We start from the raw sequence: 15,276 nt of genomic DNA, 5'->3' as shown, positions 1-15,276 counted from the left end.
GCCAGGATGGGTTCGTGCCGACGATCTCGAACATCACACCGCTCATCGGCCGGGAGGACGAACTCGCCCGCCTCTCCGGTCTGCTGGAGCGTGCCCGCAGCGGCGAGTCCCGGGCGGTGCTGATCGCCGGGGACGCGGGGGTCGGCAAGACCCGGATGCTGGACGAGATGGCCGGGCGGGCCGCCGCGGCCGGTATGACGGTGCTGACCGGGCACTGTGTGGACCTGGGGGACGTCGGTCTGCCCTATCTGCCGTTCACCGAGGTCCTGGGCGTGCTCGCGGCCGACGAACGGTTCGCGGACGCCCTCGCCGCGCATCCGGTGATCGACCGGCTGCTGGGCGGCGGCACGGACGCCGTGCGGGACTTGGGCGGCCGACTGCGACTGTTCGAGGGCATCGCGGGCGTGCTGGCCGATCTCGCGGACATCTCGCCCCTGCTGCTGGTCCTGGAGGATCTGCACTGGGCTGACCAGTCCTCCCGGGACCTCCTGCGGTTCCTGCTCAGCCGCGGCGTCCTCCAGCGGGCCGCGGGCGGTGTGCCCACCCACCGGCTCGCGGTGTTCGCCTCCTACCGCGCGGACGACCTGCACCGCCGCCATCCGCTGCGTCCGTTGCTGGCCGAGCTGGTGCGGCTGCCCGCCGTGGAGCGGCTGGAGCTGCGGCCCATGGCCGACGCCGAGGTGACGCGGCTGGTGCGCGCGGTGGAGGCCCGTCCGCTGCCCGAGGCCACGGTCCGGCGGATCGTCGAGCGCGCCGAGGGCAACGCCTTCTACGCGGAGGAACTCGTCGCGGCCACCGCCACGGAGGCCGACGGGGTGCCCAGCGGGCTCGCGGACGTCCTCCTCATCCGCTTCGAGCAGCTGTCCGAGACGGCCCAGCAGGTGCTGCGCACGGCCGCGGTCGCGGGCCGCCGTGTCGAGCACGACCTGCTGCGGCGGGCCGTGGGGCTCCCCGAGGACGAGCTGGAGTCGGCGCTGCGCGAGGCCGTGGGGCGGCAACTGCTGGCCCCCGGCGAGGGCGACACGTACGCGTTCCGGCACGCCCTGGCCCGAGAGGCGGTGTACGCGGACCTGCTGCCCGGCGAGCGGGCCCGGCTGCACGGCGCGTTCGCCCGGCTGCTCGCCGGCCGGGGCCACCGGGCCGAGAGCGCGGCCGAACGGGCCCACCACTACCGGGAGAGCCACGACCTGCCCGAGGCGCTGGCCGCGTCGCTGGAAGCCGCGGACCACGCCCAGGGGGTCGGCGCGCCCGCAGAGGAGCTACGCCATCTCGAAGCCGCCCTCGACCTGTGGTCGGCGGTGGAACCGACGGCACGGCCCGGCGGCGAAGGTGTCGACCGGGTGACCCTCACGCTGCGGGCGTCGGCGGCCGCCGCTCACGCCGGCGAGGCGCACCGGGCGGTCTCCCTCACCCGGGCCGCGCTCGCGGGCGTCGGCCAGGACGCGGACTCCGAGCTGGCCGCCCGGGTGCGGTACACGCTCGCCGGGAACCTGCTGAGCGTCGACAGTCTGACGGCGGCCTTCGCCTACAGCAGCGAGGCGCTCGCCCTGATCCCCGCCGAGCCCCCGTCCCGGACCTGGGTGTGGGCGGCGGCCACACATGTGATGACGGCACGTCAGGTGGGTGAGAACGAGACCGCGTTGCGGGTCGCCCGGCAGGCCCTCGCCGTCGCCGAGCAGCTGGACGTCGCGGACGCCAGGGCCGACCTGCTGGTCTCCCTCTCGACGCTCGAGGGCGGCGGACGGCGTACCCCGCGGGGGCAGGAGCGACTGCGGGAGGCGCGGGAACTGGCACGCGGTGCGGGCAACGCTCTGGTGGAGCTGCGCGCTCTGTTCAACCTCGCCGTCGGCTGCTTCGAGTCCGGTGATCTCGACGCGTGTCTGCCCTGGCTGAACGAGGGGCTCGACCGGGCTCGTCGCGCCGGGCTGCTGTCCTCGCCGTATCCGCTGGAGATGCGCTACCTCCGGCTGCTGGCGCTGTACACGCTGGGGCGGTGGGACGAGTGCGTGAGCGCGGCGACCGCCGACTCGGATGTGCTCCCGGCGGCCGGTGGCTACACCGTCGGGCCCGCGCTGTACGTGGCGACGGCACGCGGCGATCTCAGGGCCGCCGACCGGGCCGGCGCCCTGCTGGACGGGCCGTTCGACTGGATGGCCACGCTCGTCGCGGGCATCGTGCTGACCGACGCGGCGGCGCGGCGAGGGGAGCCGGAGGCCGCCGTGGAGCGGATGCGGTCCACCGTCTCCGCGCTGACCGACAACGCGGGCACACTGCCGGACGTCACCGTCCGGCTGGCCGCCCTCGCCCTCTCCGCGGTGGCCGACCGGGCCGCCGCTCTCCGTCTCACCGGCGACGAGACGGGGGCGCGCGCGTGGGCGGACACGGCGACCGAACTGCGCGACCTGGCCCGGATCACGGCCGGGCGAGGCGAGGACGGCACACCGCAGGGGCCGGAGGGCCAGGCGTGGCTGGCCCGGACGGAGGCGGAGTGGACGCGGGCCGTGACCGGGCCCGACGTCGAAGTCTGGGCGAAGGCGGTCGAGGCCTTCGACTCCGGTGACGCGTACGAGCGGGCTCGCTGCCAGGAGCGGCTGGCCGAGGCCCTGCTGGTGGCCGACCGGCGTGAGGAGGCCGCCGTACAGGCGCGCGCGGCGCGGGAGACGGCCGTCCGCTTCGGTGCGACACCGCTGCGGGAGCGGCTCGACTCGCTGATCCGCCGCGGCCGCCTCTCCGACTCCCCGGCCGCCGCCGACCGCGCCGCCGTGCTCACCGCCCGCGAGCAGGACGTGCTACGGCTCCTCGCCCTCGGCCGCAGCAACCGGCAGATCGGCGAGGAGCTGTTCATCAGCGGCAAGACGGCGAGCGTCCACGTCTCCAACATCCTCGCCAAGCTGGGTGCGGCGAGCCGGACGGAAGCGGTGGCCGTCGCCTACCGGCAGGGCCTGATCGCCCCGGAGACGAGCGGACCGGGCCGCGGTTCGTCGTCCTGAGCCAGGGCAGTGGGTCGGCGCAGTCCAGTCGCGCCAGGTCGACGGCGTCGGCCATGGCCTGCATGCCCTTGTCGTTGGGGTGGAGGTGGTCACCGTCGTCGAAGGCGGGGTGGATGCGCTCGGGGTCGGAGGGGCTGCGCAGGACGCGGTCGAAGTCGGTGACGGCGTCGAACTCGTCGCTGTTCCTGATGAACTCGTTGACCTCCCGGCGTACGGCCTCGGCGTCCTCGTCCCATTCGGACCAGCCCTTGAAGGGGCCGACGGTGGCCGCGGCGACGCACTTGCCGGCCGCGTGGGCCCGGTCGACGATCTCGCGGTAGCCGTCGATCAGAGCGTCCGCGGAGACACCGGGGTGGGCCTTGATGTCGTTGACGCCCTCGAAGAGGAAGACGGTGTGCAGGCCCGGCTGGGACAGCACGTCCCGGTCCAGGCGGTTCAGGGCGCTGTCTCCGGCGCCGTCGGCGAGGACCTTGTTGCCGGCGACGCCCTCGTTGGCGACGCCCTTGACGGTGGTGTCCGCCTGTCGGAGGCGGCGGGCGAGGTAGTCGGGCCAGCGGCGGTTGTGGTCGCTGGTGGAGTGCCAGCCGTCCGTGATCGAGTCGCCGAGGGCGACGACCGCTCCGGTCGAGGGGCTCGCCCGGACGGAGACGGCGTCGAGGTAGAACCAGGAGCCCGTGGTCTCCGTCCAGTTTGTGGCGTTCTCCTCGGCGGTGTGGTCGCCCCAGGTGGCGTAGGAGCTCTGCATGGCCATCCAGTGACCGGTCGCCGGTCCGGCCGCGTCGGGTGTGTGGATGCTGACCACCAGGTTGCTCTGGGCTGGCAGCCTGCCGGGGAGCGGGTCGCTCAGTACCGTCTCGCCGGCCGGGACGGTGACGGAGCGGGCCCCGTCGAAGGTCACCCTGCGGTTGCTGCCGCGGACCAGTTCGGCGCCCTGCCTCTGGAGACCGGCGTAGGCGCTGCCGAAGGTCACCGGCCGGTCGCCGAAGGCGTTGGAGAGCCGGATCCGCGGCTCGCGGCCTCCGACGCTGGTGTGCACGACGAGCCGGTAGCCGCGGTCGGCGGCGGCCTCGCCGAAGCGGTCCGCGCTCGCTCCCCAGGTGACCACACCGGCCGGGACGTCGAACGTCCCGGCCGGTGTGGACGGGGACTGGCAGGCACAGGCCAGCAGTAGGACGGCGACCGGGCGGCCGGCCAGGCGGGCGCGACGGGCCTTCACCGGGCGAAGTCCTTCCGGGTGACGGACTCCCCAGACCGCGGACTCACGGTCCGTGCCTGTTCGATGTGCCCCGGACGGGAGTAGAGCAGCATCACGGTCATCGCGGCCGGTGTTCCGAAGTGGGCGTCGGTCTGGAAGATGCCACGGCCCTGTGACACCTCGTGGATGTCGAAGAGGTTCGGGGCGGCGCCGGTGCTGCCGCCCGGACGCCACCACCAGCCGTTGCCGCCGTGGGGGTTGGTGGAGATGGCGACGGTCCAGCCGGCCTTCCTCCCACTGAGGTTGCGGTAGCGGTTGCGGGGGTCGTTGACGTGTCTTCGGGTGAGGTCCGGGAGGACTTCGCGGCCGGGGTCGTTGCCCGCGAGGGCCCCGAGGTGGCCGTGGCCGACGGGCAGTCCCTGTTCGATCACCGAACGGTCGTCGGCGGGGGCCCGCCACCACAGTTCGTGGCGTGGGTCGGCGTCGGGCAGGGGTGGGTGGACGGGTCGCCGCGGAGCGGCGGTGGCGGTGAACGTGGGCAGGGTGGCGAGTGCGCCCGTCATCGCGGCGCGGCCGATGAGGTGGCGCCTGGGCAGGCCCGAAGGGCGGTCGGGGTCCATGGCGGGGGCTCCTGGGAGGCGGGTCGGGACGGCTTCGGGACGTCGATGCGGTCGAGGTCGGGGGCCTAACCCGGACCGCTGTCGAAGGTGACCGTGTTGCCGCCCGCCTTCAGCGTGACCGGCACGGACACCGTCTCCACGGGTCCCCGGTCGCCGGTGGGCGGGAACGTGTGGCGGGTGGCGCCGCCGGTGTTGGCACAGACGTCGACCGATCGGGCATCACCGCTGACGTAGGAGACCTTGATCCAGTAGGTACCCGCCTTACCGACCACGACGTCGTCGAAACGCACTTGCCGCCGAGACACAGGTTGCCGGCCTTCTTGCCACCGGAGCAGGCGGAGCGGTCGGCGGGCGCGGCGTCGCCGCCGAGGGTGTGGGCCGGGGCCTCGGCCTCGTGGGCGGTCGTGCCGAGCGCGTCGCCGCGCGGGCGGACGGTGAACAGCCGGGAGCCGCGGACGAGCAGGGCCACGGTGACCTTGTTCGGACGGGGTGACCGGGCGCGCGGGCGGGGTGGGGCCCTGGTTGAGGGCGACGGCCTCCCGGTTGGCCGGCAGAGACAGCCCCGAAATGGCCGATTTGGGGCTATTGAGCGGCAATACTGCACGCACCCACACCGCGTGGTGATCACCCAAGGGTCAACCGGGTGCCCGCTGTGCGGAGGTGACTGGCCGACAGGAACAGGAGAGCAGTCGCATGACATCAGCGAAGGCGCGCGGGGGCACGGCGGTGGGGGCGGTCCTGCTCTGCCTCACGGCGGTCCCCGCGCAGGCCGCACCCCAGGATCCGACGGCCCACGAGGCGGCCGGCAGCTCGGCCGCCGCACTGCCGGAGCCCGACCTCATCGGCCTGCGGGACGTCCTGCGCACGGCCCTGAAGCAGGGCGCGCCCGGCGCGATGGCCCGGATCGACGAGGGCGGCACGGTCCGGCTGGTCACCACGGGTGTCGCCAACCGCACGACGGGGCGCGCCCTCGACGACATCGACCGCTTCCGGATCGGCAGCGTCACCAAGACCTTCACCGCGACGGTGCTGCTGCAACTGGTCGACGAGAAGAGGCTGGACCTCGACGCCTCGGTGAACCGCTACCTGCCGGGGCTCCTTCCCGACAGCGGGATCACCGTGCGGCACGTGCTGAGCCACCGCAGCGGGCTGTACGACTACACCAACGACATGTTCGCCAGGACCGCCCCGGGCTTCGAGGCGGTGCGCACCAAGGTGTTCACCCCCCGCCGGCTGGTGGAGCGCGCACTGCGCAAGCCGCGGACCAACGCGCCGGGCGCGGTCCACGCGTACTCCAACACCAACTTCGTCGTCGCCGGCATGCTCGTCGAGAAGCTGACCGGCAACCCGGTGGGGACCGAGTACCAGAAGAGGATCATCGAGCCGCTGCGGCTGCGCGACACCTTCTATCCGCATCCCGCCACGACGATCCCCGGCCGCCACGCCCGCGGCTACCTCACCCCCGACACGGCCGGCGACGCCCTGGTCGACGCCACCCGGCAGACGGTGTCGTGGGCGCAGAGCGCGGGTGCCGTCGTCTCCAGCACCCGGGATCTCAACACCTTCCTCGGCGCACTGCTCGGCGGCCGGCTGACCTCGGCCGCCCGACTGGCCCAGATGCAGCGGTGGGTGCCGGCGGGCAGCACGCAGTCGTACGGACTCGGCCTGCGCCGGCGCACCCTGTCGTGCGGTGTGTCGGTGTACGGCCACACGGGCGCCGTCCAGGGCTACTACACCTACGCCTTCACCTCGAAGGGCGGCACGCGCAGCCTCACCGCACTCGCCAACACCTCCAACAACGGCTCCGTCCTGAACACGATGCCGGGCGCCCTGGAGTCCGCGTTCTGCGGCAAGCAGACGAAGCCGCGGCGCGGCACGGCGGCGCCCGTCGAACGGCACGAGGACATCGCGCCGGGGGTCGCCCTGGACTGAACCGCGGGCGCCGCCCTAGGAGATCGTCACCGATCAGCTACGAATCCTGCCCGTGATCTTGGCGGAAGCAATCCCTCCGGGACACGATGCCCGCATGAAGGGTGACCTCTTTTCCAGTGAGCACATAGTGCAGCCGGCCTCCGCGCCGGGCATGACGGTCGAGAACTCCAAGTGCATCAGGTACGCGGTGCACGGCGAGATGCTCGCCCGCCAGGGGGCGATGGTCGCCTACCGCGGCAATCTCCAGTTCGAACGCAAGGGCCAGGGCGTGGGCGGCATGCTCAAGCGCGCGGTCACCGGTGAGGGACTGCCCCTCATGGCGGTCCGCGGGCAGGGCGAGGCCTGGTTCGCGCACGAGGCGCAGAACTGCTTCGTCGTCGAGGTGGACCCCGGTGACGAGTTCACCGTCAACGGGCGCAACGTCCTGTGCTTCGACGCCTCGTTGTCGTACCGGATCGCCACCGTGAAGGGGGCCGGCATGACCGGCGGTGGCCTGTTCAACAGCGTGTTCACGGGACAGGGCAAGCTCGGCCTGGTGTGCGAGGGCGCCCCGCTGGTCCTCCCGGTCTCGCCGCAGAACCCGGTGTACGTCGACACGGACGCCATCGTCGGCTGGACGGCGGGCCTGTCGACCTCGCTGTCCCGTTCGCAGTCCATCGGCTCGATGCTGCGGGGCGGTTCCGGCGAGGCCGTGCAGTTGATGCTGCAGGGAGAGGGTTTCGCCGTCGTCCGGCCGAGCGAGGTCACGCCGCAGAAGGCCCAGCAGCACTGACAACTCCCGTGCCCGTGAGGTGATCTGCGCCTCACGGGCAACCTGTTCGGTCCCGTCAGCGTCTTGATCGACAACAGACCACGCCCCGGCCTTTGGACCGGGGCTGGCTTCCGACGCTCTATACACGCCGCGTATACATGCAATGTATAGATGGCGTGCATACGGACCGAAAGGCATGCATGTACGGCAAGGCATTCGCCCCGGAGTACCAGGGCGCCCTCACCACCCTGTCCGTGAACTCCTCGCTGAGCGACGTACTGGCCGCCGGCACCGAGCAGTTGCGGGCCGCCGAGCGGGCCGGGGAGCACGGGGAGGCGGCGCGCTCCGGTCTCGCGGTCGCGGAGGCGCACCGCAGGCTGGGCCGCATCGGGGAGGCGGACCGGGCCTGGAAGGCGAGTTACCGCGCGGCCCGGGCGGCCGGGGACACCGCGGCGATGGCCTGGGCCCTGTGGAGCGGCGGCACCCTGGCCCGGCAGCGCGGCGCCCTGCCCCTGGCCCGGCGGCTCCTGGAGCTCGCGGCCGAACTGGGTGAACACGGCGGCGATGTCGTCGTCCGCGGCTACTCGCTCGCGGGCCTGGCCGAGACCGGCCGCATCCAGGGCGACTACGAGGCCGTCGGCAGGCTGCACGAGCAGCTGCTGGCCGAGGCCCGTCGGCGCGGCGAGGCACGGCACACGGTGTGGGCGCTGGAGGGCATCGCGCAGATGCATCGCAACACCGGCGCGTACGACACTGCGTACGCGATGTTCGAGGAGGCGGCCGAGATAGCGGCGCGCGCCGACGACCGGCGAGGGCACGCCTGGGCGCTGCGCGGTCTCGCCGACGTCGTCTCCGTGCGCGACGGCGACACCGATCGGGCTCTCGCCCTGCTGTCCGAGGCGGAGACCACATGCCGCACGATGAAGCTGTCGAGCGCGCTGGCGTACAACCACAAGATGCGCGGCAACGTCCTCTACCGCGCCGGGCGGTACACCGAGGCCCGTGACCTCTATGAGCAGGCGCTGGCGGAGTTCCGTGCCATGAGCGAGCCTCGCGGTGAGGCACTGGCCCGGCTCGGGCTCGCCAAGTCATCGGCCCGGCTGGGCCGCGACCGCACCGAGACGGCTGCCGAACTGGCCGACCTGGCGGAGGTGCTGGAGCGGATCGGACTGCGGCACGCGCGGCAGATGGTGGCGCGAGCCCAGGAGGAGTTCGGCTTGCGGGAACCGGAGGGCACCTCTCCCGCACCGCACGACGACGCCCCGCCCGCGCACGCGGAGACCGCGGTGAAGACGGCGGCCGTACGGTGACGGCGCTGACGTCGGCCGTCACCGCGCCCGGAGTGCTCGGCCGTTCCCGCGCCTTGGTGCGGCCCGCGCTGAAGGAGGCCGTGGGGCGGATGCATCCGTGGGTCGGTGAGATGGCCGCCTACTCCTTCGGCTGGTGCGAGGTGGGCGGCGGCCCCGCCGTCGCGTCCGGCGGCAAGGGAGTACGCCAGGCGCTCGCGGTGCTCGGCGCGGAGGCGGCCGGTGCGCCCGGGCGGGCCGGGGTGCCCGCGGCGGTCGCGGTGGAGCTGGTGCACACCTTCTCCCTGCTGCACGACGACATCATGGACGGCGACGCCGCCAGGCGCCGCCGCCCGACCGTGTGGAAGGCGTACGGCACCGGCCCGGCGGTCCTCGCGGGCGACGGGCTGTTCGCCCTGGCCGTGGAGACGCTCGCCGGGACGTCGGCGGGGCCCGCAGCGCTGCGCCTGCTGTCCGCGTCTCTCGGTGACCTGGTGCGCGGGCAGGCCGACGACCTGCTGTTCGCCACCCGCCCATGGGCGGGTGCGCGCCGCGTCCGGCCGGGCGAGTACCTCGCGATGGCGGAGCACAAGACCGGTGCCCTGCTGGGGTGTTCGGCCGCGCTGGGCGCGGTGCTGGGCGGCGCGCCGCCCGCCGTGGTCACCGGTCTGGACCGTGCCGGGCGGCATCTCGGGGTGGCGTTCCAGATCGTCGACGACGTGCTGGGGATCTGGGGGGACCCGGAGGTCACCGGGAAGCCCGTCCACGGCGATCTGCGGGAGGGGAAGAAGACCTATCCGGTCCTGGCGGCGCTCGACGCCCCCTCCCCCGCGACCGCGCACCTCGTCACCGTCCTGGAGTCGGCCGGGGATCCCGCGGTGGCGGCCGCGCTGATCGACGAGGCGGGCGGCCGGACGGCGGCACTGGCCGAGGCGCGACGTCATGTCGCCGCGGCCGAGGCGGCCCTCGCCGGTCTGCCGATCCCGGCGGGAGCGGCCGACGACCTGCGGTCGCTACTGGACTTCCTCGTCTGTCGCGATCTCTGAGAGCACACCGCCCGACACCTCGGCACACCGTCGGGCCGACCCGTGTCGCGGCCCACACCAGGGGTGCGAGACTGCGTGGATCACCACCCACGCCGGAAGGACGACTGCCTTGATCGGGATCACGGACATCGAGACCGCGGCCGAACAGATCGCCGGACACGTCGTACGCACCCCGACGGTGCCGAGCCCGGGCCTGTCCTCGCTGCTCGGTGTCCCCGTCACGGCGAAGCTGGAACTGCTGCAGCGCACCGGCTCGTTCAAGGCCCGCGGGGCGACGGCCAAACTGCTGTCGCTGAGCGGGGCGGAGCGGGCCGCCGGGGTCGTGGCGGTCAGCGGGGGCAACCACGGGATCGCCCTCGCGGTCATGGCGGCGGCTCTCGACGTGAAGGCCACGGTCGTCATGCCGCGTTCGGCGCCCGCCCGTTCGGTCGAGATCGTGCGCGAGGCGGGCGCGTCGGTGCAGCTGACCGACGACATGGACGGCGCCTTCTCTCTCGTGGCCCGGCTGCGGGACGAGGGCCTGACGCTGGTGCACCCGTTCGACGATCCGGTGGTGATCGCCGGGCAGGGCACCGTCGGGCTGGAGTTCGCTCAGGACGCCGACGACCTCACCGACGTGCTGGTCAGTGTCGGGGGCGGCGGGCTGCTCGCCGGAGTGGCGGCCGCACTGCGGGCCCGCCGTCCGGGGCTGCGGATCTGGGGCGTGGAGACCGAGGGCGCCGAGGCCATGTCCCGGGCGCTGGCCGCGGGCGGCCCGGTGCCGGTCCCGCTGTCGTCGATCGTGTCGACGCTGAGCGCGCCCTCCGTGTCGCCACTGACGTACGACCACGTGTCCGCCCTGGTGACCGAGGTGCTCGTGGTGCCGGACCGGGAGGCCGTGCGGGGCTCGCTCGAACTCGCCGACCACGCCAAGGTGTGGGCCGAACCGGCGGCCGGCTGTCTTCTTCCCGCGGCCCGGCAGGTCCTCGAGCGGGTCGGTGAGGGAGCCCGCCTGGGACTGGTGGTGTGCGGGGGAAACGCGACCACCGGTGACGTACTGGCCTGGTCGGAGCGGTTCGGGCTTCGGTGAGAACGCACAACTACGGTCTTTCTCAGGCCAGTTGTCACCGACCTGCCGAACAACGGACGAACAAAGGAAAACAGGGGCGCTTGAGTTGCGGATTCGTTGAACACATCCCGCTGCGGCCTCCGTACCTGTGGGAAAGGTGAGAGCCGGCGGTTCAACGAGGGATGACCATGGTCAAGGCGCACGTCTCCACACACGAGCTGGTGGCCGGCAGGTACCGGCTCCTGGAGGTGCTTCACCGCGAGACGAACCGCATCTGCTGGTACGGGGAGGACATCCAGGTCGAACGCCCCTGTCTGCTCACCCAGATCGGGCTGCCGGCCGACCCGGAGGGGGACAGCGCACGCCGGGCCACCGCCCGGGTCATCCGCATGTCGGAGACCATGGGGCTGCTGTGCCCCGGCAGAGTCGCCCCGGTCGTCGACGCCGTCGTGGAGGCGGACACCCTGTGGACCGTCACCGACTGCATCGACGGGATACCGCTGGGCGAACTCACCGCACGGCAGGGCACGTTCAGCTACGTGCGGGCGGCGCGCATCGGCCTGGAGCTGCTCGACGTGCTGGAGGCCGCGCACGGCGAGGGCATCACGCACGGCGAGCTGAGCCCGGGCCAGGTGTTCGTGCGGGAGGGAGGCGCCGTCGTCGTCACCGGGTTCGGACTGGCCGGCGCGACCCTCGCGCCCCGGGTCACCGCCCCGTCGTACGCCTCGCCCGAACAGGCCCGCGACGAGCGGATCGGGCCGGCCGCCGACCTGTGGGCGCTCGGCGCGATCCTGTACACGATGATCGAGGGCCGGCCCCCCTTCCGTGACCGGGACCGGCCCGAGACCACGTTGAAGGGCGTGGACCGGCTGCCGCTGCGGACGCCCGTGCGGGCCGGTCCGCTCGCCCAGACCGTGCAGGGGCTGCTTCGCAAGAACTCCCGGGAACGGCTGACCCGCCCGGTGGTCCGAGAAGCCCTCGCCCGCGCTCTCGACGAGGACCCCGACACGGCCGTGAGCCCGGCGTCCCGGCCCCGGCTGCGGGGGATGTACACGGCGGGCCCCGGCTGGAGCAGGCGCGCCCTGGTCGCCGGTACCGCCCTGTCCGTCGTCACCGTGGCCGTGGCCGTCCTCGCCGTGACCCGCCAGCTGCCGGGCACCAGCACCTCGGCGAGTGACGCACCGCCGAGCCCGTCGCCCTCCGCGTCCACCGTCGCACCGGGCGGCGGCACCGACCGGCAGACCTCCCCGCCACCGGCGGCCTCACCGACCCCCACCGAGCCGGCCACCTCACCCGCGCCCACTCCGCCGAAGACCTCCCCCTCCGCGACCGCGACCCCCACGGGCGACGGGCTGCCTGCCGGATACCGCGTCTTCCACTCCCCCGAGGGCTTCTCCGTGGCCCTGCCCGAGGGGTGGAAGGCACTGCGCACCACGCGGATGTCCGATCTGGCGTACCGCGTGATCCTCGGCGCGAAGGACGACCCCCGCACCCTCGCCGTCACCTACAGCGCGCGGGTGGGCCCGGACCCCGTCGCCGTGTGGCGGGACGACGTCGAGCCGGGCCTCAGGACGTCCGGCGACTACCGGCGGATCGGCGAGATCCGCGCGACGACGTACCAGGGGCGCGAGGCCGCCGACATGGAGTGGCTCGCCGACGTCGGCGGCACCCGGGTGCGCACGTTCGGCCGCGGCTTCCTGATCGGAGAGGGCCGCAGCTTCTCACTGCGCTGGACGACCCCGGCCGCGGACTGGAACGACAGCGCGAACCGGGAGGCACTGGACACCTTCCTGAAGACGTTCCGCCGTACCTCAGGATGACCCGCGAGGCGCCTTCAGCGAGCGCAGACGCCTCGCGTGCAGCGGCTGGGTGCGCCATCGCGCCGTGCACGTCCGGTCCGTGAGCGAGCAGGTCACCACGAGGTGGTGCGGTGTCTCCAGGAAGAGCAAGTCCGCCACGAGGGTGTCCGCGTCGGTCCACCCCGCGCTCACCGCGACGGGCACCGGCTCCTCGGCGACGGCCCAACCCCCGGGTCCGAGCGGCAGCTCCAGCCGGTCCCCCTCCTCGACGAGCGTCAGACACCAGCCGTCCCCGTCGGACGAGACCTCGACCGTGCTCCCCGGACGCAGGGCACCGTCCTCGGCCGCGTCAGCTCCGAACTCGGCGCCGGCCCAGGCCTCCGTCCGGTCCGGCGGTGCCGGCTTTCCCGGGGCCGACGGCAGCGACAGCCGGGCCAGCCGCTCCGCCAGGGCCGCGTCCCGCGCCTGCCGGCCGGCCGACGGTCCGGGCTCGAAGGCGGGCGTCAGATGCTCCCAGACCAGGTCCAGGACCTCCTGCATGTCCTCGCTCTCCGAGGTCATCGCGACCACCGCGTCCTGCTCGGGCAGCACCAGGCAGTACTGCCCGTACGCCCCGTCTCCGCGGTAGCCGTGCCGGGACCGCCAGAACTGGAGGCCGTAGCCGTTGCGCCAGTCCGCCATGGTCGCGTCGGCGGTCTCGATGTGCACACGGCTGGCCTCGGCCACCCACCCTTCGGGCAGCAGCCGTTCGCCCTCCCACACCCCGTCCCGCAGGTGCAGCAGACCGAACCGGGCGATCGCCTCGGTGGTGGCGTGCAGGCCGCTGAAGCCCAGCTCGCGCCCCGCCCGGTCCCGCGTCCACGCCACCTCTTCGATGCCCAGCGGGTCCAGCAGCCGCGGCCTCAGGTACTCGGTCAGCGACTGACCGGTGACCCGCTGGAGTATCGCCGCCAGCGTGTACGTCGTGGGCTGGTTGTACGCGAACACGGTCCCCGGATCCCCGTCGGGCGGCAGCAGCAGGAAGCCCCGGACCGGTTCGTCCCGGTCCAGCGCCAACGCCCGTTCGTGGGTCTCCTCGTCGTGCCCGCTGGACATCGACGCCACGTGGCGTACGAGCATCGCGCGGCTGCGCGGGTCGGTGATGTCGGACGCGAACTCCGGGAAGTACGAGATCACCGGGTCGTCCAGCCCGATCAGCCCCTCGGCGACCGCGAAGCCGGCGGCAGCCGCCGTGAAGCTCTTGCTGAGGGAGTACAGGAGATGGACGCGGTCCGGCGTGTACGGCGCCCACCACCCGGCCGCCACCACGTGGTCGTGCCGCAGGATCATGAGACTGTGCGGCTCGATGCCCGGGGCGGCTTCGAGAGCGTCGAGGAATGCCTCGATACCCGAGGCGTTCACGCCCTGGGCGGCGGGGGTACTCGTGGGCAGGGCACGACGGGGAGGACGGCGAGGGCTCATGCGGGCATCCTGCCCCGATTCCCGGCCGTGATCGAGAGCCCCCGATCGGCCCGTTTTCCCACCCGCCGACCGGGGACCCGGCTCCTATGGTGCAAATCGGATACACGATGATGACCGAGCAGGCCGGCCCCCGCGACCTCGTCGACCACGTGGTGCGGGCCGAGGAGGCGGGCTACGACTTCTCGGTGACCTCGGACCACTACTTTCCGTGGCTGCGCTCGCAGGGGCACTCCCCCTACGCGTGGAGTGTGCTGGGTGCGGCCGCCCAGGCGACCTCGCGCATTCCGCTGATGACGTACGTCACGTGTCCCAGCGTCCGCTACCACCCGGCGGTCGTCGCGCAGAAGGCGGCGACGATGCAGCTGCTGTCCGAGGGCCGCTTCCGGCTGGGGCTCGGCTCGGGCGAGAACCTCAACGAACACGTCGTGGGCGGCGGTTGGCCGGCCGTCGACGTACGCCACGAGATGCTCGAGGAGGCGGTGGAGATCATCCGCGCGCTCTTCGAGGGTGGCCATGTGAACCATCACGGGACGCACTTCGACGTCGAGTCGGCCCGGCTGTGGGACCTTCCCGACCAGCCGCCGCCCATCGGCGTCGCCGTCTCCGGCGAACAGTCCTGCTCCCTCGCGGGCCGGCTGGCGGACCTGGTCATCGCCACCGAGCCCAAGGCGGACCTGCTGGACGCCTTCGACCGGCACGGCGGTTCGGGCAAGCCGCGCGTGGGCCAGTTGCCGGTCTGCTACGACCCCGACCGGGACACGGCCGTCAAGCGCGCCCACTCGCAGTTCCGCTGGTTCGGCAACGGCTGGAAGGTCAACTCCGAACTGCCGCACCCCGACGCCTTCGAGGCGGCCACCCAGTTCGTCAGGCCGGAGGACGTCGCCGGCTCGATCCCGTGCGGCGACGACCCGGAGGACTTCGTCGAGGCGGTACGGCCGTACGCGGAGGCCGGTTTCACGGAGATCGCGCTGGTGCAGATCGGCGGGGAGTCGCAGCCCGCGTATCTCGACTGGGCGGCGAAGTCGCTGCTGCCGGCGCTGCACGACGCGTTCGACTGAGCGGGCCCCGGCTGCCGCGGGGGCGAGCGGAGGTGCAATAGGCTGCCGTGCCGCACAGTGTGCGGTCCGACCAGCCTGCCCAGGAGAATC

General features: G+C 73.1%; 10 protein-coding genes and 2 pseudogenes. 8 read left to right on the top strand and 4 right to left on the bottom strand.

Going from position 1 to position 15,276, the window contains the following annotated elements; genetic code table 11:
• The first annotated feature begins 14 nt into the window (after positions 1-14).
• Positions 15-2,990: a helix-turn-helix transcriptional regulator gene (locus AQJ84_RS09705; RefSeq protein ID WP_053191409.1), complete on the top strand. Its 2,976-nt coding sequence runs from the start codon at positions 15-17 to the stop codon at positions 2,988-2,990.
• A gap of 16 nt (positions 2,991-3,006) precedes the next feature.
• Here AQJ84_RS09705 and AQJ84_RS09700 read toward each other — a convergent pair.
• The 3 genes and pseudogenes from AQJ84_RS09700 to AQJ84_RS44030 form a co-directional block, all read right to left on the bottom strand.
• Positions 3,007-4,155: pseudogene (locus AQJ84_RS09700) on the bottom strand (SGNH/GDSL hydrolase family protein); the annotation flags it as partial.
• Between the two features lie 47 nt (positions 4,156-4,202).
• Positions 4,203-4,805, bottom strand: coding sequence for a hypothetical protein (locus AQJ84_RS44950; RefSeq protein WP_030045538.1), 603 nt, complete (start codon positions 4,803-4,805; stop codon positions 4,203-4,205).
• A gap of 65 nt (positions 4,806-4,870) precedes the next feature.
• Positions 4,871-5,368 (bottom strand): annotated as a pseudogene (locus tag AQJ84_RS44030) (alpha-galactosidase D); the annotation flags it as partial.
• A gap of 130 nt (positions 5,369-5,498) precedes the next feature.
• Between AQJ84_RS44030 and AQJ84_RS09685 the strand changes: the two are divergent.
• The 6 genes from AQJ84_RS09685 to AQJ84_RS09660 all read left to right on the top strand — a co-directional run bounded on the left by AQJ84_RS09685 (position 5,499) and on the right by AQJ84_RS09660 (position 12,688).
• Positions 5,499-6,737 (top strand): serine hydrolase domain-containing protein, encoded by a 1,239-nt coding sequence (locus AQJ84_RS09685; protein WP_053191413.1) that lies wholly within the window; start codon positions 5,499-5,501, stop codon positions 6,735-6,737.
• Between the two features lie 94 nt (positions 6,738-6,831).
• Positions 6,832-7,509 carry an AIM24 family protein gene (locus AQJ84_RS09680; RefSeq protein ID WP_030045537.1) on the top strand — a complete coding sequence of 226 codons (678 nt, stop codon included), beginning with the start codon at positions 6,832-6,834 and terminating at the stop codon, positions 7,507-7,509.
• A 179-nt stretch (positions 7,510-7,688) separates the two neighbouring features.
• On the top strand, positions 7,689-8,798 hold the full coding sequence (locus AQJ84_RS09675; RefSeq protein ID WP_079022665.1) for a tetratricopeptide repeat protein: 1,110 nt from the start codon (positions 7,689-7,691) through the stop codon (positions 8,796-8,798).
• Complete coding sequence (locus AQJ84_RS09670; RefSeq protein WP_030045534.1) at positions 8,795-9,820, top strand: polyprenyl synthetase family protein; 1,026 nt, start codon at positions 8,795-8,797, stop codon at positions 9,818-9,820. The genes AQJ84_RS09675 and AQJ84_RS09670 overlap by 4 nt, the downstream gene beginning before the upstream one ends.
• A gap of 109 nt (positions 9,821-9,929) precedes the next feature.
• Entirely contained in the window at positions 9,930-10,889 is a 960-nt protein-coding gene (locus tag AQJ84_RS09665; RefSeq protein WP_030045533.1) for a threonine/serine dehydratase, read from the top strand.
• 161 nt (positions 10,890-11,050) lie between these two features.
• Complete coding sequence (locus tag AQJ84_RS09660; protein ID WP_053191415.1) at positions 11,051-12,688, top strand: serine/threonine protein kinase; 1,638 nt, start codon at positions 11,051-11,053, stop codon at positions 12,686-12,688.
• Here the strand turns inward: AQJ84_RS09660 and AQJ84_RS09655 are convergent.
• Complete coding sequence (locus tag AQJ84_RS09655) at positions 12,680-14,128, bottom strand: serine hydrolase domain-containing protein (RefSeq protein ID WP_053191418.1); 1,449 nt, start codon at positions 14,126-14,128, stop codon at positions 12,680-12,682. The two genes, AQJ84_RS09660 and AQJ84_RS09655, sit on opposite strands and share 9 nt — an antisense overlap.
• Positions 14,129-14,214: 86 nt before the next feature.
• Here AQJ84_RS09655 and AQJ84_RS09650 point away from each other — a divergent pair, with 86 nt between their 5' ends.
• Positions 14,215-15,186: an LLM class F420-dependent oxidoreductase gene (locus tag AQJ84_RS09650; RefSeq protein WP_030045529.1), complete on the top strand. Its 972-nt coding sequence runs from the start codon at positions 14,215-14,217 to the stop codon at positions 15,184-15,186.
• The last annotated feature ends 90 nt before the right edge of the window (positions 15,187-15,276 follow it).

This window comes from Streptomyces resistomycificus (assembly GCF_001514265.1).
GTDB lineage: Bacteria > Actinomycetota > Actinomycetes > Streptomycetales > Streptomycetaceae > Streptomyces > Streptomyces resistomycificus.
This window is presented reverse-complemented; position numbering and strand designations above follow the sequence as displayed.

Excerpts from the sequence above, each read along its gene's own strand:
- AQJ84_RS09685 (WP_053191413.1), top strand. The coding sequence starts at position 5,499 with ATGACATCAGCGAAGGCGCGCGGGGGCACGGCGGTGGGGGCGGTCCTG.
- AQJ84_RS09675 (WP_079022665.1), top strand. The coding sequence starts at position 7,689 with ATGTACGGCAAGGCATTCGCCCCGGAGTACCAGGGCGCCCTCACCACC.
- AQJ84_RS09680 (WP_030045537.1), top strand. The coding sequence starts at position 6,832 with ATGAAGGGTGACCTCTTTTCCAGTGAGCACATAGTGCAGCCGGCCTCC.
- AQJ84_RS09655 (WP_053191418.1), bottom strand. The coding sequence starts at position 14,128 with ATGAGCCCTCGCCGTCCTCCCCGTCGTGCCCTGCCCACGAGTACCCCC.
- AQJ84_RS09660 (WP_053191415.1), top strand. The coding sequence starts at position 11,051 with ATGACCATGGTCAAGGCGCACGTCTCCACACACGAGCTGGTGGCCGGC.
- AQJ84_RS09650 (WP_030045529.1), top strand. The coding sequence starts at position 14,215 with ATGGTGCAAATCGGATACACGATGATGACCGAGCAGGCCGGCCCCCGC.
- AQJ84_RS44950 (WP_030045538.1), bottom strand. The coding sequence starts at position 4,805 with ATGGACCCCGACCGCCCTTCGGGCCTGCCCAGGCGCCACCTCATCGGC.